At 66.9% G+C, this 18,725-nt stretch carries 14 protein-coding genes; 2 read left to right on the top strand and 12 right to left on the bottom strand.

Features of this window, described 5'->3' with window-relative positions; translation table 11 throughout:
- Position 1: 1 nt before the first annotated feature.
- From AB1K63_RS08205 to AB1K63_RS08170, 8 genes are all read right to left on the bottom strand, one after another.
- Positions 2–3,604: a hypothetical protein gene (locus tag AB1K63_RS08205; protein ID WP_366959619.1), complete on the bottom strand. Its 3,603-nt coding sequence runs from the start codon at positions 3,602–3,604 to the stop codon at positions 2–4.
- The gene (locus AB1K63_RS08200; RefSeq protein WP_366959618.1) at positions 3,601–4,599 is read right to left on the bottom strand and encodes a hypothetical protein; all 999 of its coding nucleotides are present in this window, start codon (positions 4,597–4,599) and stop codon (positions 3,601–3,603) included. Before AB1K63_RS08200 ends, AB1K63_RS08205 begins: the two co-directional genes overlap by 4 nt.
- 67 nt (positions 4,600–4,666) lie before the next feature.
- The gene (locus tag AB1K63_RS08195; RefSeq protein ID WP_366959616.1) at positions 4,667–5,203 is read right to left on the bottom strand and encodes a DUF4402 domain-containing protein; all 537 of its coding nucleotides are present in this window, start codon (positions 5,201–5,203) and stop codon (positions 4,667–4,669) included.
- 57 nt (positions 5,204–5,260) lie between these two features.
- Positions 5,261–5,764 carry a DUF4402 domain-containing protein gene (locus AB1K63_RS08190; RefSeq protein WP_366959614.1) on the bottom strand — a complete coding sequence of 168 codons (504 nt, stop codon included), beginning with the start codon at positions 5,762–5,764 and terminating at the stop codon, positions 5,261–5,263.
- Between the two features lie 172 nt (positions 5,765–5,936).
- A complete protein-coding gene (locus AB1K63_RS08185; protein WP_366960667.1) occupies positions 5,937–6,365 on the bottom strand; it encodes a DUF4402 domain-containing protein in 429 nt (142 codons plus the stop codon).
- A gap of 92 nt (positions 6,366–6,457) precedes the next feature.
- The gene (locus AB1K63_RS08180; protein WP_366959612.1) at positions 6,458–7,000 is read right to left on the bottom strand and encodes a DUF4402 domain-containing protein; all 543 of its coding nucleotides are present in this window, start codon (positions 6,998–7,000) and stop codon (positions 6,458–6,460) included.
- A 164-nt stretch (positions 7,001–7,164) separates the two neighbouring features.
- Positions 7,165–9,333: a S46 family peptidase gene (locus AB1K63_RS08175; protein WP_366959610.1), complete on the bottom strand. Its 2,169-nt coding sequence runs from the start codon at positions 9,331–9,333 to the stop codon at positions 7,165–7,167.
- A gap of 153 nt (positions 9,334–9,486) precedes the next feature.
- Positions 9,487–10,818, bottom strand: a complete 1,332-nt coding sequence (locus AB1K63_RS08170; protein WP_366959608.1) for an alkaline phosphatase PhoX — start codon at positions 10,816–10,818, stop codon at positions 9,487–9,489.
- Between the two features lie 165 nt (positions 10,819–10,983).
- Between AB1K63_RS08170 and AB1K63_RS08165 the strand changes: the two genes are divergently transcribed.
- Together AB1K63_RS08165 and moaA are read left to right on the top strand one after the other, a co-directional pair.
- Positions 10,984–12,165, top strand: a complete 1,182-nt coding sequence (locus AB1K63_RS08165) for a molybdopterin molybdotransferase MoeA (protein ID WP_366959606.1) — start codon at positions 10,984–10,986, stop codon at positions 12,163–12,165.
- Positions 12,166–12,214: 49 nt separating this feature from the next.
- Positions 12,215–13,219 (top strand): GTP 3',8-cyclase MoaA, encoded by a 1,005-nt coding sequence (moaA, locus tag AB1K63_RS08160; protein WP_366959604.1) that lies wholly within the window; start codon positions 12,215–12,217, stop codon positions 13,217–13,219.
- Here the strand turns inward: moaA and AB1K63_RS08155 are convergent.
- The 4 genes from AB1K63_RS08155 to AB1K63_RS08140 all read right to left on the bottom strand — a co-directional run bounded on the left by AB1K63_RS08155 (position 13,216) and on the right by AB1K63_RS08140 (position 18,696).
- Entirely contained in the window at positions 13,216–15,615 is a 2,400-nt protein-coding gene (locus AB1K63_RS08155) for a serine/threonine-protein kinase (protein WP_366959602.1), read from the bottom strand. The two genes, moaA and AB1K63_RS08155, sit on opposite strands and share 4 nt — an antisense overlap.
- Positions 15,612–16,100 (bottom strand): ECF-type sigma factor, encoded by a 489-nt coding sequence (locus AB1K63_RS08150; protein WP_366959601.1) that lies wholly within the window; start codon positions 16,098–16,100, stop codon positions 15,612–15,614. The genes AB1K63_RS08155 and AB1K63_RS08150 overlap by 4 nt, the downstream gene beginning before the upstream one ends.
- Before the next feature lie 74 nt (positions 16,101–16,174).
- A complete protein-coding gene (locus AB1K63_RS08145) occupies positions 16,175–17,119 on the bottom strand; it encodes a C1 family peptidase (protein WP_366959600.1) in 945 nt (314 codons plus the stop codon).
- A 26-nt stretch (positions 17,120–17,145) separates the two neighbouring features.
- Complete coding sequence (locus tag AB1K63_RS08140; protein WP_366959598.1) at positions 17,146–18,696, bottom strand: serine/threonine-protein kinase; 1,551 nt, start codon at positions 18,694–18,696, stop codon at positions 17,146–17,148.
- Positions 18,697–18,725 lie beyond the last annotated feature (29 nt).

The following is an 18,725-nucleotide window of genomic DNA, read 5'->3' as shown; positions in this document are numbered from 1 at the left end:
GCTAGCCTTCCGGCGCGGCGCAACTGCGGACGGCCAGTTCCAGGTTGAAGATGTCGCTCGTCGGGCCGACGACGAAGGGCTCGGCCGGTTCGAGGCAGAGGTCGAGGCGCTTCGCCTGCTCCGGATCGATGACCAGGTCGTAGCGGCCCGGCTCCACCCGTTCGAAGAAGAAGTACCCGCCCCGTTCGGTCCGCACGTAGTCCTGCACTTCGCCGCTCTCGTCGACCATCTGCAACTGCAGGCCGGAAACGCCGCGCGCGCGGCCGTCCTCGCTGAAGCGGATCGTGCCCTCGACTTCGCTCAGTTCCACGATCGGGAAGTCGAGCCGGTGGAAGCGGCCCGCGCGCGGCACGATCTCCACTCCGCGTGAGATCGGCGCCATCAGGATGTCCGGCAGGCTCGAGGGATCGACCTGGATCACCGCCCGCGTGCCGTTGCCGAGCTGGCCGATCCGCGCCCGCCCTTCGGCATCGGTGGCCGCGGTTGCGCTGGCCGAACTGACCGTTACTTGAGGCAGGGGCCGGTCCCCGGGGCCGAATACGCGGTCCCCGTCGAGATCGTGGAACGCCCGCACCGCGACCGCCCCGCCCGAGGCGAGGCCCGGCCGGGCGAGGAAGAAGCGGCCGCGTAGCGGGTCCCGTCCGAAGCTGAAATTGACCCGCAGCGCGGCCACATGGTCGCGCCGTTCGAAGTCGTACTGTCCGTCGAAGGCGAGCGAGAAGCGGTCGAATTCGCGGATGGCGGAGAGGCCCAGCACGGTGCCGCCATTCTCGAACGCGTAGCCGGCCGATCCGCGCACCACCGTCCGCTCGTCGACGGCGTGGCTGACCTCGCCCGCGACCTGCACGATGGCCGGGTCTGGATACATCCGCACGCCGAACGAGCCCTTAACCTGCGTGTCCGACCGGTTGAAGGTGGCAAGGTCGAACAAGCCCGTCAGTTGCGAAAAGCCGGCCTCTCCCGGCGTGCCGAAATCGACGTAATTGACGCTGGAGGATGCGATGAAGCCCGGAAGCCTAAGCGACGCGCGCGCGGTCGCATTGGTCTGCGTCCGGCCGTCCTGGAACTCGGTCCGCCGCCCCCGCAGCGTGACGGGGACGAAAGTGTCCCCGCCGAGATCGAGCGAGGTGTTTAAGTCCAGTTCCGTCGCGCGCCGCAGCGGCAGCAGGCCGTTCGCGCGGATCTCGTCCACGAACGGGCCGGAATATTCGAAATGGCTGGCCGTGAAGCCGCCGCCCAGCGCCCGGCCGCCGATGCCGGCGCCAAAGGCGCGCCCCCCGCCATCGGAAAAACCGATATCGCTACGAAGGGCCAGCGCGCCGATGCCCGTGCGCAGGCCCGTGGTCGCCAGCCAGCGACTTTCCCCGAACTGTTCGAACACGGCCGCACTGGCATTCGCGGTCAGCGCGTTGCTGATGCCGTAGGAAATCTCGCCGACCGCCTGCCAGTCCCCGTACCGCGCGTCGGGGCGAAAGTCCGGCCCCCGCACGCCGAGCAGGTTGACGCCGCGTTCCACCATGCCCGCGGAATAGCGCAGCTCTCCGGGCGACAGGCGCCCGTCGCCCACATTGATCCGGCGTACTTCCTCGCGCCGCTGGCCCTGCGGTCCGTAGAACACGAGCCGGAACACGTTGACGCCGTAATCGACCGGCACCTGCAGGAATTCGTACTGGCCGTTGACCCTCTCCCGCGTCGATCCGAGCAGGATGTCGTTGCGGTAGAGTTCGACCTCGTACCCGTCGGGAAGCACGCCGCGAAAGTCGATCTCGTCGAAGACGGATACGCCTTCGAAGGACCCGTTGCTCACGTAAGCGCCGCGGCCCGCTGCCCCGCGCAGGCCGAGCGGCATGGCTCCGGTGGCGACATCGCCGACCAGGAACTCGGTTGCCCTCAGCGGCCCGAGCAGGTCGCCATCGGCATCGCGCCGCCCGAGTTCCAGGATCGCGGCCGTCAGGCCGTCGCGGCTGGAAGCGGACAGGTAACCCTGCGCGGTAAGGAAGGCGAGGTCGCCCGCCAGGCGCAAATCCGTCTCGATCCGTTCGCCCCGCGAATTGTCGGACAGCGCACGCAGTTCCACGTCCGCCATCGGGATGGTGAACGCCGCCCAAGGCGTCTCCACGCGCGGCCAGCGGGCGGGCTCCGGTCCGCTTGCGCGCAGGTTTAGCCGCTCGCGCTCGGCCTGCCGGCGCATCCGCTCCTCGAACGGGAAGGGCTCCTTCGTGGTCAGGATGACCGCTTGCGAGCGCAGGTCGGTCTCGATCTCCAGCGGCAGGATGTCAGCGAAGACATCCGATCGCAGGAACATCTCGCCATCGAAGGCCTGCGCCGTCAGTGGCTCGACCGCGATCGACCCACCCGGCGCCGCGATGGTCCCGGCGCGCAGGTTGATCGCCAGAGTGCGCTCCTCGGACAGGAACCAGCCGCTCGCATAGTTCCCGTCGTCGCTGACCTGGATCGCCAGGTCGAGCAGTCGCGACAGTTCGCCGACCGGCAGGTACACGCCGGAGCGCGTGCCATAGGCGATGATCGTTTCCGTGGCGGAGGTGCCGGTGACGCGAAGCTGGAGGATCAGTTCATCGTCGTAATCGAACAGCGGCTGGTCCGGATCGACCGGGAAAGTCTGCCGCCCCGGCGTCAGATCGGTATCAATCTGGCCCAGCGCCTGTTCGAATGCGGGGGCAGGTTCGTCAAGGACAAATCCGGTTCCCGTATTGGAAGGCGTGGTCGCCCCGGCATTGGCGGGCGCTGCGGCAAAAGCGTTCGTCGCCGACACGGGAGGCGACGCGGTCTGCGCCGGATCCGGATCGGCCGGCACGTCGTCGACATCTGCGGCCGGGACGTCCGCCGATCCCTCGTCGAACTCCGGTGCGGCAGATGCGGCAAGGCCGGTCTCGGGTCCGGGGGCTGCCGCGAGCGTCGGCTCGACCGGAAGCATGGTTGTCTCGGGGCCGACAGTGACGGCGATGTCCGGGATCTCCGGAGCAAGATTGCCGAGCGCGGGCTGCCTGTCGGTTATCGGCGGCGCTATTGCTGCATCGAAAGTTTTGCCGTCCAGCACATCGCCCGGCATGAAATCCGGCGGGGCCTCGGGGAGCAGGACCAGATTATCGGCGGGAGCGGGCGATGCCGGGACGGGCTGCGTGGCCGGACGGGCCGCCTGCGGTGGCAGAACCGCCAGCCCCTGCGTGCCCAGTACGGGTTGCCGCGTCTCGATCGTCGGGAAGGCCTCGTAGTCCCGCGGTGCAATGAGTACGGCCTCTTCGGTCGAGGCGACCGGGTCGATCGGCATCACGCGCGGCCGGATCTGGACGGTCGGGCCGCGCGTCGCGGAGGGACCGCGACTGGCGATCGCGGGGAATGTCGGCGTGCGGCTGCGCGTCGGCACGATGGGTTCGTAGGAAAAGCGCCCGAATGTCGCGGTTCCGATCCGGTCCGGGAAGCCGGGACCGGGCCCGGGTTGCGGGACGGTCAGGCTGGCGTCTGCGAATTCGCCGGCGTCTGGGCCGGCGTCGGGATTGTCGATTTTCGCGGGGAAGGTCAGCCCAACGAGAGCCGAGCCGATCGAGATGCCTCCCAGTAATCGTCTGGAAGACGTGCGCGTCACGGCACGACGAATTCCCGGCTAGCGAGAGTTTCGCCCGGATTCATGTCGTCGTCCACGAAGGTCGCGGTCAGGCGCGTTCCCGGCGCCAGCGGGGCCTGTTCGGGTTCGGCGCGCAGGACGATTTCCACGCGGCGCGAGTCCACTTCGGGATAGATGCCGATGCCGCGTGCGACGGCGACGGGTTCGTCCCTTCCGGCCGCGGTCACGATCAGGTCGCCATAGGCGGATCGCGTGCCGGACCGGGTCAGGACCAGGCTGACCGCCTTGCCGAATTCGGTGTCCACCATGGTGGGCGCTTCCATTCCAACGTCGAGCGTCGTGTCGCCGACGCGCACGATGACCGGGATGGAAATGGCGAAGCGCGGGCGGATGACCACGCCGATGCCGGTGGCTTCGGACGTTTCGCCGACCGCATCCTCGATCGAGTATCCGCCATCCTCTTCGGGCACGGAAATGACGGTGAAGTGCGAGCGGTATTCCCCGTCGGGCAGGTCGGCCGCGGGACGCGCCATGACGCGGACGGTCTGGGATTCGTTGCCCAGCAGGCGAACGCGGCGCGGCGACCAGCGCAGCATGTCGCCCGCGCCCTTCATCCGGTCCACGGTTTCGGCCGCGCGCGGATCGTCCAGCGGGACGAGCCCGCCGTCATTGGTCATCACCATGTCGCGGATACCGATCTCGTACTCGCCGGCCGCGGGCACGCGGTTGTAGAGGCCGACGGTGGCAATCCGCTGCCGCTGGTTCACGATGATCCGGCGCGGATAGAGATTGATGTCGCCCATGCCGCCCACGGCACCGGCCGGGACGGCCGAGTCAGGCGCCGCGCCCACGGTGAGGTCGGGTTCTTCGGTCTGCGCCGTCGTCGATTGCACGGAATTGTCCTGCGCCATGGCAGGAGAGGTCGCCGCAAAGGTGCAGGCGAGGATCGCGATGGAAGATGCGATGGCGAAACCGGCCCGTGTCCGTCGGCCGCGTTTCAGGTAACTGGTATTCATAAGTATTCAGGCCCCGTCCGCCGGTGCCGCGACCTATGGTAAACTATCGAGTCGCTGGCAAGTCCGCTCAGAGGTAAGTCACAGTTATGACGAAATCGCCCGAGTAGCGGCCCGCCGCCTGGTTGGCATTGACGTTGAGCGTTCCGCCCATGTCGAGACGCCAGATTGAACCGAGGCCCAGCAGGCCCGACGTGCTGGTCCTGACCAGACGCGCGGTCGTGTTGTTGACCGTCATGCTGGCAGAGCCGTTGCTGATCTGGATCGTGCGCGGATAGTAGACGTTGAAGAACAGTCGCCCGTCCTGTTCGATCCGGAATTGTGCCGGACCGCGGCCTCCGGCAGGCTGAGGCACGTTCATGGTCGCTGCGACCGCGCCCGTCGCCTGGATTCCACCGTCCGTGCGCACTCTTATCGTGCTGGCGGTGTCCGGGGCGGCGAATGCACCGAAGCGCAGGTCCGCGAGCTTGGACACGCGGGATGGCGCAACGACGGTGCCCCCGACGGTGCCTTCTTCCTGCGAGGCCTGTTCCTGGGCCGTGGCCGGCGCGGCACCGACCGTCAGGCCGAGCGCCATCGCAGCCGTGATGGCTGTTCTGAAAAGCATGGGCTTGGTCCGGGTTGGGAGGTGCGGACCGCCCCCGGCGGCCCGCACCCCTCAGACTTAGTTGTAGGCGACTTCGACGAGATAGGTGCCGGAGTAGTCACCCGGACGCTGGTTCGCGCCGACCGTCAGCGTGCCGCCGACGGAGAAGTTCGCCGCACCGGTGCCCGAAAGCGTGCCGGCCGTCGGCGCGTCGGCCGCGAAGCTCATCGTGGTCTGGCCATCGGTGTGGGTGATGACGCCGTCATTCACGCTGATCGTGAACGCACGGTCGCTGTCACCGGCCACGGTGAACTGGTCCGCAGTTTCCTGCGAACCGCTCAGCAGCACGACACCGCCGGTGGCCGAACCGGCACCGGCACGCGTCACCACCACGGTGCCGCCGGCACCAGCGGTGAAGGTACCGAAGCTCAGTTCCGCATCCTGCACGTGGGTCAGCGTGATGGGTGCGACGACTTCGGCGGTTGCCGAACCCTGGGCCTGGTTGTCATCGAGCGCCTGCGCGAAAGCGGAGGACGAGGTAAAGGCAGCGGCGATTGCCGCAATAGTTGCGATTTTTTTCACGTGTCGATCCCTTGCGTTGGTCGAATTTTTTGGTCCGTAACGCCCACCCCCAGAGTGGACACGACAGGGAGCGAACCCCCAGGTTCATCCCGTCGAGTTAGGGAGATATACGTAGGGTCTTAACAAAAGACTGCGGCTGACACCGAAAAGACGCCAGTATCCGTAAATCAATTCAATAGTAGAAGACGGTAACTCTAAGTTCACCAAGATAACTGTCCGGCGTGGCTCCGGCAGGGGCCTGGATGCGCCCGCCTATAGCGAACAGGTCGCGTCCGTTGCTGTCGAGTCGCCCGGTTTCGGGGCCCGGTGCTGGGTTGCGACTCTCGGGTGCTATCTGGTCGATCGTCAGCTTTGCACCGGAGCGCAGGCCCGAGACGGTGACGTTGCGCGGCACGTGGACGTCGTACACATGCTCGGTCGCGCCGGAGAGCGTGATCGTGGCCGGGCGGGGCTTGCAGACGGGTGCGGTGTCGCAGTCGCGATGGTCGGCCCCGCGCGCGACGACGGCCCCGCTCGATCCATCGACGACGATCTGCGCGCCCACGGCTTCGGAGACGGTGAAGACGCCGAAGGAAAGCTCGCCCGTGGCGGTGGCGCGGATCGGCTCGGCGACGGTTGCGGATGCGCGGCCCTCGGCCCGGTTGTCCTCCTGCGCCTGAGCGGGGAAGGCGAGAGCTGCGGCGCTCAGCGCAATCAGCGCCGCTGGCGATCGTCCGAGACCAGCACGGCGTCGACCGGGATCGGCACGACGAGCCGCGCGCCGCCGTACTGTCGCGAGACGTCGAGCGTGGCACCGAGGCGGAAGGTCACCGAGCATGTGCGTGTCCGGCAATTGGGGATGGAAATGCGGATCGGTTGGCCCCCGGTGACGCGGCGGGCGCCGGGAAGGTCGGTCTCGTAGGATGAGAGGCGACCTTCGACCCCGCCGATGCGCACGGCGCTGGCCGGCGAGATGTACAGTTCCACCTCGACGTCGAGAACGTGGCGATTGGCGTTTCCGCGGTCATATGTGACTGTAAACTGCGCCGGAGCGGGGATCGTTCCCTCCAGCGCGACGATGGAATCGTCCGTCACCGCGCCGTTGGCGGCGACCGAGCGGCGGGCATTGCCGAACACCATGAAGCTGCCGAAATCGAGCTCGCGGTCGACCGAAATTCGCACCTCGGCAGGCTTGGCGGCCACCGGCGGCGCGGCGGCGATGCCGGACAGAGCCAGCACGCCAAAACCGATGTCCAAGCCGATGCGAGATAAGCTGCCTGCCATGCGATCCGGTGAATTCTTCCCCCGTTTTCCCGGCCTGCCAACGAAAAACCGGCTGCCGGACGATGACGCCCGGCAGCCGATCCTAGCACGATCGCGAAGGATGGCTCAAGATTCCGCGGCGAACCGCGGAGCCGGCCTCAGCGGACGATGTCCATTTCCTCGATCAGGTTGTCCGCACCGTCGACCTTTTCCATCACCCACAGCATGTAGCGGCTGTCGACATGGATCGAGCGCGTGGTGCGCGGGTCGAAGTCCCAGTCGGAATTGACGCTTTCGAAGGTGCCGTCGAACAGCAGGCCGACCAGCTCCCCTTGCGCGTTCAGCGTCGCCGAGCCGGAATTGCCGCCGGTCACGTCGAGGTCGGAGAGGTAGTTCACCGGCACGGAGTCGATCGAATCGAGCTCGTAGGCCCCGTAATCCTTCGCCGCAATCAGCTGGAGCTGGCGCTGCGGCGCGTTGAAGGGATCCTCGCCGGTGTCCTTCTGGGTGATCCCTTCCAGCGTGGTGAAGGGCAGGTACTGCATCCCGTCGAAGGGTGATCCGCCCATCACGTTGCCGAAGGTGATGCGCAGCGTGGAGTTGGCATCGGGGTAGGGCAGCCGGCCCTGCTCGCTCTGCCACTGCGTGATCGCTTCCATGTAGGCAGGGCGCAGCGCCAGCGCGCGTCCGGCGCGTTCCTCGCCCGCATCCTCGAGGCCGCGCTCGTAATCGTAGAGCGCAATCGCGAGTTCCATGAAGGGATCGTTGCTGGCTTCGAGTTCGGCGACGCTCGCATCCATCAGCGCGAGGCGCGTCTCGGTCTCGTCGAGCGAGGTGTTCGCGTAATAGCTGTCGAGGACGGCGTCGAGCTGGCCGGCATCGTTCATGCCGGCAATCCCCAGCGCCTCGTCGAACACGGCCACGCGCTCGGCCTGCGGCTGGTTGAGATAGCCTTCGAGGAACAGCTTCCATTCCGCCTTGTCGACATTGGCATCGTAACGCCGGTCGAGCGCCTGGAGCCCTTGGCGGAAGAACGCCATGTCACGCTCCTGGTAACCGGACTCGCGCTGCGCGTCGGGCTTCTCGCGCTCCTTTGCGAGGCGGTAGAGGTTCTGCGCCACGCCCAGCAGCTGGGCGCGGGTGGCATTGCCGTACCAGAAGCTGGTGCGCGCCGCGGTGGCGCTTTCCTGCGACAGGGCGGACAGGTCGGCGATCGCGGGGCCGTATGCGGCGCGCGACGGATCGGCGGCGATCCACGCGGCCAGCGCTTCCTCACGCTCGCGACGGCGTTCGATCAGGCCGACGCGGCGCGCGCCCTCGATCTGCCCGCGCAGGTTCTTCTCGTAATTGTTGAGGCCGGCGAGGCGCGATTCGTACTTCACGCGCGCGTCGGATCCTTCGGGCGCGGCCGTCTCGATCGTGCCGATCCAGTCGGTCAGCAGGGTCTGGAAGGTCGGGTAGTTCCAGCCGAAGGTGTTCTCGACTTCCGCCAGCATGGCGTAGCGCGAGGTGGAGCCGGGATAGCCAGCGACCATCACGAAATCGCCGTCTTCCAGGCCCGCCGCGCTCACCTTCAGGTGGTGGTCGGGCCGGTAGGGAACGTTGTTCTCGGAATATTCGGCCGACGATCCGTCCGGCGCGACATAGGCGCGGTAGAACGAGAAATCGCCGGTGTGGCGCGGCCACATCCAGTTGTCGACGTCACCGCCATACTTGCCGATCGAATCGGCGGGTGCATAGACCAGCCGCACGTCCTTCACTTCGAGCTGCTTGATCAGCTTGTACTGCGCGCCGCCGTAATAGCTCGCGACGCGGCAGCGGAAGCCCTCGTCCTGCTCGCACTCGGCCGTGATGTCCTTCATGCGCTGGTCGACCGTGTCGTAACGCGCGTTCGGCGCAAGGCTTTCAGTGCCTTCGCGCACGCGATCGGTCACGTCGCTGAATGCGGTGGTGACGTAGATGCGCGATCCCGGCGCGGCGGGCAGTTCGGCGCTCTTGTCCTGCGCGAGGAAGCCGTTTTCGAGGTAGTTGTTCTCGGCAGTCGAGTTGTACTGGACCGATCCGCGCGCGCAGTGGTGGTTGGTGACCACCAGGCCTTCGGGCGAAACGAAGCTGGCCGAACAGCCGCCCAGCGATACGACCGCGCCCATCGGGAACCCGGTCAGGTCCGACAGGACTTCGGGATCGAGCTCCAGCCCGGCATCGCGCAGGTCGTCGGCGATTTCGGGGAGCTGTTCGGGCGTGAACATGCCTTCGCGGGCCATGGCCGGGGTGGCGAGCGACACGGATGCCAGCAGGCCGAGCGTGAGAAGCTTTCTTGTCGTCATGAACTACCTTGGGTCTGGGGCCGGCAGGACGCACGGCCTTGAGAACGAACGCGACTTTATCCCCTGCGCCACATGGCGCAAGGCGCTTAGGTCCGGTCTATCAACCGTTGCCAGCGCTCGACCGGCGACAGGTCCGCCGGGCGGCGCGCGGCGTCAGGCGATCCATGGACCGGTAATCGCCAGCGTGCGGGTCGGCGCGTAAGCGTTGACGAAGAACCATTTGCCGTCGGGCGAGAAGCAGCCGCCGGCCAGTTCCGTCTGCATCCGCAGCCGCCCGAAATCGTACGGCCGCCCGTCGGGGGTGATCCCGCGCAAATGGTTGTCGACCACGTCGGTATACTGGTCCTCGCACACGATCAGGTGGCCGTTGGGCCCGACCGTCAGGTTGTCGCCGTAATTGAACTGTTCCTCCGACTCGCTTTCGAAAAACAGTTCGACCGTGTCGGGCCGCCGGCCGCGTCCGGGGACCAGCTTGAAGATCTGGCCCAGCTTCTTAGCCCCGCCATTGGTGGAACACACGTAAAGCTCGCCGGTCCCCATGTGGATGCCTTCGCCGCGCGCGACCAGCGCGGCACCGTCCGCCGCGGCGCGCATGCGCAGGTCGTCCTCGGGCGCTTCGACATTGTCCATGTCGATCCAGCTTACCGGCAGCGGGCTCCCGACGCGCATGGCCGTGCCGGCCCAGTTGCGCGTATCGGCCACGCCTTCGACGACCATCGCTTGCAGTTTCCCGCCGGCCGCCAGATTGCCGCGCTCCTTCGGCACGAAGCGATAGAGGACACCGTCGTCCCGGTCTTCGGTCAGATAGGCGTAACCCGTTGCGGGATCGACGCAGGCGGCTTCGTGGTTGAAGCGGCCCATCGCCTTCAGCGGCACCGGATCGACCAGGCCGGTGGCATTGCCGGGCACTTCGAAGACCCAGCCATGGTTCTCGGCCAGCCCGTCGCCATAACGCTGGCCGGGGCCTGTGGGTGCTTCTTCGCAGGTCAGCCAGCTACCCCATGGTGTGACGCCGCCCGAACAGTTGCGGATGGTGCCGCCCAACGAACGGAACTCGCGCTTCACCTCCAGCGTCGCCGCATCGAGTACGATGTTCGTCGTCCCGCCCGGCACGATCTCGCCATTGCGGGTGCCGAAACCCCTCGCGATCGGTCCGCCCGACGCATCGGTGGGGACGAGCTCGTGGTTGCGCACCAGCACGATTTCCCCGTTCCCGATGTCGAGGCAGCCCATGCCATCCGCCTTGTCCGGCACGGTTCCGCCGTCGGACATGGCATCGCCCAAGCTGGAAAGCAGACGGTAGGAAAAGCCGCGCGGCAGGTCGAGCACGCCGGCGGGATCGGGCACCAGCGGGCCATATCCCGCCTGTCCCGCGCCCAGCGCGAGCGGCGCGTTGCGGGTCATGCAGCCGCTGGCGAGCAGGGCGGCAAAGGCACTGCCGGTTCCTGCAAGGAAGCGGCGGCGGTCGGAAACGGGAAGAGACATCGGCTGGACGATCCTGAGTTGTGGTGTCGGTCTGCGAAGGACCCGTGCCCGTCTAGGACGACTCCCGTGTGACAGCCAAGCCCGTTGGACGACCGGGGCCCGGCAATCTACCAACGGCATCATGCGGGGCCCCCGCATCGCGAAACCGGCCAGCAGGATGCATGCGTGATCACATTCGACGAAGCCAGCCAGCGCCTGTCCATACGCGCCCGCCCACGCGAACGGGCGAAGTGCGCGCTGGGCGATGCCGAGGGCCTCGTGCTGGCGCAGGACGTGTCGGCGCGGATCGATGCGCCGCGCGCCGACTTGTCGGCGATGGACGGATATGCGGTGCGCGAAAGCGACTGGCCCGGCCCGTTCCGGGTGACCGGCACATCGTCCGCCGGCGCGGTGGAGGTGCCCGCAATCGGGGCGGGCGAGGCGATGCGGATATTCACCGGCGCGCCCATGCCGGACGGGGCGGACCGCGTGCTGATCCAGGAAGAGGTGACGCGCGACGACGACACGATCCGGCCGGACGGCAACGTGGACGGGCCGGCCTTCGTCCGGCGCAAGGCAGGCGATTTCGCGCGCGGGGACGTGTTGCTGCGCGCCGGCACGCGGCTGACCCCGGCGGCCCTGTTGCTGGCGGCGGGCGCCGATCACGCCGTCCTGCCCGTGTGGCGGCGGCCCCGGGTGGCGATCCTCGCGACGGGTGACGAGCTGGTGGAACCGGGAACCGCGTCCGGCATGCAGGGACGATTGCCGGAAAGTGCATCGGTCGGCGTTGCCGCGCTGGCGCGGGGCCGGGGCGCCGAGATCGTCGGTTGCGAACGGCGCGCGGACGATCCGGCTGCAATCGCGCGCGCCGCCGCCGCGCTGATGGAGCGGGCGGACGTGCTGGTCCTGATCGGCGGGGCCTCGGTGGGGGACCGCGATTTCGCCCGCTCGGGCGTGGCGGCCTGCGCGCCCGAACCGTTATTCGCGAAAGTGGCGATGCGGCCGGGAAAGCCGGTCTGGGCTTCCGCGGGCGCTGACGGGCGCATCGCGCTGGGACTGCCGGGCAATCCGACTTCGGCCATGGTCACCGCGCGGCTGTTCCTCGTGCCATTGCTCTGCGCGCTTGGCGGGGACCATTACGATGTCGGGTTGCAGTGGGAGGATTTCACGCTCGCCGCCGATCTGCCCGCACCCGGCTCGCGCGAGCATTTCGGGCGCGCTATCGCGGATGGGCACCGGGCGGCGCCGATCGCGAACCAGCTGTCGAGCTCGCAGCGGGTCATTGCGCAGGCCGACCTGCTGGTCCGGCAGCCTGCCAATGGGCCGGCGATGGTCGCCGGGGACGCGATCCGCGCGCTGCGGTTCTGACGCCGCGCGGTTGCCGATACCGGCGGCGGGCCTTACGCATGGGCGCGCAATGGCAGGTCCCGCACACCAGGCACCCATGATCGACGGCTGTGGCCGCCGGATCGACTATGTCCGGATCTCGGTGACGGATCGCTGCAACCTTCGCTGCACCTATTGCATGGCGGAGGATATGACCTTCCTGCCCCGGCGCGACCTGCTGACGCTGGACGAGATCGCGCAGCTGGCGCGGCATCTCGTCGCGCGCGGTGTCCGGCGGATCAGGCTGACGGGCGGGGAACCGCTGGTGCGGCGCGGCGTGATGGACCTCGTCCGGGCGTTGGGCGCGATGTGGTCCGAAGGGCTGGAGGAAGTGACGCTTACCACCAACGGGACGTTGCTCGCCCGCGATGCGCGGGCGCTGTTCGCGGCCGGGGTGCGGCGGGTCAATGTCAGCCTCGACACGCTCGACCCGGCGCGGTTTGCCTTGATCACGCGCGGCGGGCGGATCTCGGATGTGATCGCGGGAATCAACGCGGCGCTTGCTGCCGGACTGACCGTGAAGGTGAACATGGTCGCGCTGAAGGGCGTCAACGATGCGGAACTCGTCGACATGGTCCGCTGGTGCGGGGAACGCGGCTGCGACCTTTCGCTGATCGAGACCATGCCGCTGGGCGAGATCGGCGGCGGACGGCGCGAGACCTTCCTGCCGCTATCCGATGCGCGCGCGGTGCTGGAGGATGCCTTCGCGCTGCTGCCGACGACGCACCGGACGGCGGGGCCCGCACGCTATTTCGAGATCGCGGAGACCGGGCGGCGGGTCGGTTTCATCACGCCGCTCACTGACAACTTCTGTGCCGCCTGCAATCGCATCCGGATTTCGGCGACCGGAACGGTCTACGCCTGCCTCGGGCGGGAGGAGCGCGTCGAACTGCGCGACATCCTGCGGGACGGGCGCTTTGCTGACCTCGATCGAGCGCTTTTTTCGCTCTTGGCGGACAAGCCGGCGCGTCACGACTTCGACATCGACCGCCGGAAACCCGCGGTTTCGCGTCACATGAGCGTCACCGGCGGCTAGGCCGCCGCGAGCACCCTGGCGTAGTCCCGCCCCGCACACCCCGCCGCGCGATTGCGGGTTTTGGTCGATATTTCAAGGTGATGGCCCGTCATCCCGCCGCGTTGGTCGAGCTTGCGGAACTGCTCCAGCGAGATCGCATACTGCTCGCAAGCCGCCCGCGCATCCCCCGCCTGCCGATGGATATCTCCCAGAATTCCGTGCCCCATGGCCAGGTCGCGCGTGGTCATGATGCTGTCCGCCCCGCGCCCGGCGGACCGGCGGATGTCCAGAACCTCGCGCTGCATCGCGATCGCCTCGGCGAATTTTCCCAGATTTGCGAGCATCTGGCTCTGCCCTTCCTTCAGGACGATCTCGAACGACCACAGGGAATCGTCCGCCGTGTCGACCTTCCGCAGCCGTTCGATCGAGGCGATGGCCGTCTCGAGAAAACCGGAAGCCAGCGGCAATTGCTGCGAATTGGCCGCCGCCGCATAGGCATAGTACCCGTTATAGGCCCTGTAATAGAGCGCCATGGGTTCGTTCGGCAGCGCCTCGTCTATTGCCTGGAACTGCTTCTCGGCCTGCTGGAAATAGCCGACGGCGCGCTTCAGTTCGTCGACATCGTCCGTGATGAAGGCAGCCGCGCCTTGGAAATGCGTCGCCACCGCGCGATAGAAGCGGGTGAGGTCGCCGCGATCGGGCGTTTCGGGCCATTCCCGAAGCTCCTCGCGGGACTCGTCGACGAGCGCGAAAAGATCGTCGCGCGCGTTGTTCATGTTGGCCAGTTCCATCTGCGTCACGCGCAGCATGGCGCGCGCCTGGTGCCATGGTTCGTCCCGCGCCGGTTGCGGTGTCGCTTCGACGAGGCGTTCGGCCGATGCCAGTATGCTGGCGGCGCCGTCCATGTCGCTCTCGGCATTGATCAGGATACTGCCGCGCGCTGCGGCTATCCGCATTCGGCCCGCCGCCGAACGGGGGTCTCCGCCTTGTGCGAGGCGATCGAGGATTACCTCCGCCTTGTCGAGGTTCGCGCGGGCCTTTTCGAGATCCCCGAGATTGGGCCGCGCGGGCACGCCCTGGATTTCCGCCAGCCGAACCAACCCGGCTGCGGCTCTCAATTGCGCGTCCGGATCGCCGCCGCGCGTTTCCAATAGCGTGTCGAGATAGGCCTGCGCCTTCTCCGCCAGCGCGACCCGGCTGGCGGTATTCCCCGGACTGCGGCCCAGATCGTCGTACAGATCGAAAAGCTGGAAGGTCGCGAGGTCTTCCACCGCGTCGAACCGCTCTTCGGCGAGCGTCAGCGCCTTCTGCTGTTCGCGATAGGCGGCGCTGACGCCGACCAGTCCACCGACCAGGAGCGCGAGCGCCAGCCCTGCGAGCAGGACGGGCACCGTATTGCGCTCCAGATATTTGCGCGCGCGATACATGGCGCCGCGGGAATAGGCGGCAACCGGGCGGTTTTCGCCAAAGGCGCGGAGGTCTGCCCCCATGGCCTCGGCATTGGGATACCGGTCCGCCGGATCGTGCTCCGCAGCCCTGGCCCCGATCGCTTCGAGTTCGTCCTCCTCTCTTTCCGCGAACAGGAACTGCGCAATCTTTCCAAGCGAATAGACGTCGATGGCGGTCGTTGCAGGCGCACTCTGCCGGCGTTCCGGCGCAGCGTATCCGGGCGTCAGGCTGAGGCCCGCGGTCGTGTCAGCCCGCATCGCCGGTGCGACATCCTGCGGACGGGCGATCCCGAAGTCGATGAGGCGGGCAGCGCCGTCCTCGTCAACGATCACGTTCCCGGGCGTCAGGTCGCGGTGGATCACGAGGTTGCGATGCGCGAAGGCGACCGCGTCGATGATCTGCAGCATCAGCTCGACCCGCCGTTTCAGAGAGGGACTTTCCTCCGCCACGAAGTCCGCGAGCCTTCGTCCGGCCACGTATTCCATCACGATATACGGGGCGCCGTCCTTCGTGGTGCCACCGTCGTAGAGATGGGCGATGTTGGGATGCTTGAGCTGTGCGAGGGTCTGGCGCTCGTGAAAGAAGCGCTCGGTCAGGGCCTCGGACAGGGCGCCGCTTCGGATGACCTTGATGGCGACCCTGTGGTCAAAATCGCCCACATTGCGTTCGGCCAGATACACGGTACCCATTCCGCCCCGGCCAAGCTGGCGGACGATGCGGTAGGGGCCGATGGTGTCTGGCGCGTCCTCGGCGCTGCCGGTCTCGTTCTCGAGCGCCGCACCTGTTCGCAATCCGGCGGCCCCGTCGCGATATCCGGCGAGCAGATTCCGGGCCTGCGCCTTGACGGCATCGTCCGCGGCGGATGCGTCGATTGCGCGAAGGCGATCATCGGAGGGAAGCTCTAGCACGTCCTCGAGCAGCGCCATGGCCGCGATATCCCGGCCGATATCGTCGGCCCCCGAGCTCATGCGTGGCTCAGACGTTTCTCGAGCCAGATCCGTGTTGCCGCCCAGCGCCGTTTTATCGTCGGCTCCGAAAGGTCCATGGCAAGCGCGATGTCTTCTATCGTCATGCCGCCGAAGAAGCGCATCTCCACCAGTTGCGCCCGCTCCGGATCATGTTCCGCCAGGCGGCGCAGCAGATCGTCCAGTTCGAGCAGTTCGATCGGCGGATCCTGCGCCAGGGACGTGTGCAGCGTTACCGGAATATGGGCCCGCTTGTCGGCACGCTTGCGCCGCGCATGGTCGACCAGAACCTGCCGCATGAGCTTGGACGACCAGGCGAGGACATGGGCCCTGTCCTTCAGTTCCACCTTCCGGAAGCCCATGATCTTGATCATCGCTTCGTTGATGAGGTCGTGCGTCGAAAGCGAACAGCCGCGCTCGTCCCGCAGACGGGCTGCGGCAATCCGTTCGAGCTCCGGCTCCAATTCAGGAAGTATTTCGTCGAGCAAACGATCCCCCGCATCGTCTGTACGAATCGGAGTATGCGTGCTCGGCAAATACAGGGCAAGGGAAAGAATCGAATTCAGCCGTCTCCGCGCAGACGACTTGCAAAGTCCTTCTTCGCCTGGCCGAGCCTGCCTTCGATGTCGTCGCGCAGCGCACCGCGCAATCCGTCCATGGCCTTCGACCGTTCAACGGGCGCACCATAGCTGGCGGCGGCTTCTTCTACGCCCATACCCATCAGCTTCAGTCCCGGCGCAGCCTCGATCGCCCCGATGGTCCAGAACTGGTGCGGGTTGGAATATCTGAACATCACGTCGAACGGGATCATCAGGTACCCGTCCTTCCCGTATTCAGGGCCCCAGCTGTTGCGGACGATGAACAGGCGGCTGGCAAGGTCGTATCCGACCATGAGCATCGCATGGCCGCTCGGCTGGCTGCGGACGGGAATGTCCTGCGGGTCTTTCATCACCCCGTCCTGCCGCGCGCTGTCGTAGCATTCGTTGGGCAGGACGATCCCGAAGGCGACCGGCAACTCGTCGGCAAGGGCGGCAAGGGCCGACTGGTGCGGGGTACGCGCGAATTGCAGCGCCTCGTAGTGGGCCGCGTTCTCGAAGCAGGCTTGCGTCGGCTCCTCGTTCACGGCGACTTTCTGGAACGGCCACATGCGCTCTTCGCACACGCCATGGGCCAGTACGGCGGCCATGCCGTGATGGATGTACGTGCCCGCATCCAGATGCTCGCGCTTTCCCAGGCGCCGGGCGTTGAAATAGAGGAACAGGCGCGAAAGGTCGGTCACCGGCCGACCGGCCTTTCGCTGGAGCAACTCGATCGCCCCGACGATGGCGTTGGCGACGCAGCTGTTGGTCTCCAGCTGGTTCTCTACGGCGGAGCAGTAGGGCCTGAGGTCGACCCTCGTCGGCAGCTGGCTTTCCGACCGGTCCGATCCGAGCGCGGGCGCCGGAACGGGGGTGTCTTCGAACAGACAGCCCGTGAGCGAAAAACCGTCATAGGTTTCGGCGTACATTGGCGATGCTCCCTCCATTTGCGGATTCAGTCGAACCGATCAGGGCAGACGTCCGCCCCCGGGACGTGGCCCGGCGCGTGATCGATGTGATAGATGTCGGTGACAGTCTGGCCGCCCATGGTGACCTGGTTCTGCAGATGGCAATCGACCCCGTCCCAGGCGAGCGTCCCCGTGAAGGTCAGCGGCGCGGAGGAATAGGTGTAGTTGGCGAAGAGGCCCTCGAACCGCCCCGTCATGGTGACCGGCACCCCGTCCACGGTTTCCGTCTGGTTGAGGTCCCCGTCCGGCGGGACGACGAAATACATGCTTTCGCCGCTGAGATCGCTGTTCCACGTGCCCGACAGGAGCGAATACTCCGGCCCGGAGGCGGTACCTTCGTCTTCGATCAATTCCGGGTTGGACAAACCAGCTATGATCGAGACGAGAACGAAGAGCGCGATCAGTCCGCCGCACCCCAGCAGGCCGTACAGCGCAGGCTTGGGAAGTCCCGCCTGCTGGCGCGTTTCCCGTTCGTGCATCAACGAAACCGGCCCATCCCGGACCGGTGAATCCGTCCGGTCCCGCTCGAAGCGCTGCCCGTTCATCGCGGCCAGCAGCCAGCGGCGGTATTCGTCGACCGAAGCCGGCCTGCCGCTCCGCCCGGTGGAAATGCCGGCGTAGATCAGATCGTCGAGATACTTGCTCACATCGCTGCGGCTGGCCGACGGCGGTTGCCACATGCCTTCCGGCAACGCGTCCATCAGCAATTTGTAGAAGACCTTGGACAGCGCGTAGAGATCGGCGCTCTCGTCGACGAGGTCGGGATCGGTCCGCTGTTCCGGGGCCATGTAGGCTTCCGTCCCGAGCGCCGTGCCGGACAGGGATTCCTCGATCGTCGCGGCCCGTGCGATACCGAAGTCGAGGATCTTCAGGCTTGCATTCGCCTGGTCCGGCTCGCTTGTCAGGATGACGTTCTGCGGCTTCAGGTCGCGGTGGATGACCCCGTTCGCGTGCGCGGCCTCCAGACCATCCAGCATTGCCATGACGATCCGAGCCGCGACGCGGGCGGGGACCTGTTCGCGCGCCGCCATCTTCTTGCGGTGCCATTCGGCGAGCGTGGTTCCTTCCACGAATTCCATGGCGACGAAAGGAATGCCGTCCGCCTCGTCCACGTTGTAGACCTTGACGATATTGTCGTGCGAAAGCTGCTGCGTCGTCACCCCTTCGTTGATCAGCCGCTGCACCGCGCCTTCGCCTTCCAGCCTGTCCGCCCGGATCAGCTTGAGCGCGACGTCGCGCTCCCCGTGACGGTCGATCGCGCGATAGACCGTGCCCATGCCGCCGCGCCCCAGGAGAGTGCCGATCGTGTAGCGGCCGGCGAAGACAGTGCCTTCTTCCAGCTCGATCTGCGCCTTGGCGCGCCTGCCTTGCGTGTCGTCCGCCCGGTCTCTGCCGTGCGTTTCGTAAGGGCTGACGGTCTGCATCGCGTCGAGATCGCCGGCGGGCGGCGGTGCCGGGCTCTCCATGGGCTTGCCGCAGGCTCCGCAGAAGGATGCGCCCGCCGGGTTCTCGCTTCCGCAATTCGCACAAATCGTCATCGGTAGGTCCCCCTCGATGGTCCGGTGGA

It is taken from the genome of Qipengyuania sp. JC766 (assembly GCF_040717445.1).
Taxonomy (GTDB): Bacteria; Pseudomonadota; Alphaproteobacteria; order Sphingomonadales; family Sphingomonadaceae; genus JC766.
Note: the sequence above shows the minus strand (reverse complement) of the source record. Positions and strands in the feature narration are given on the sequence as shown.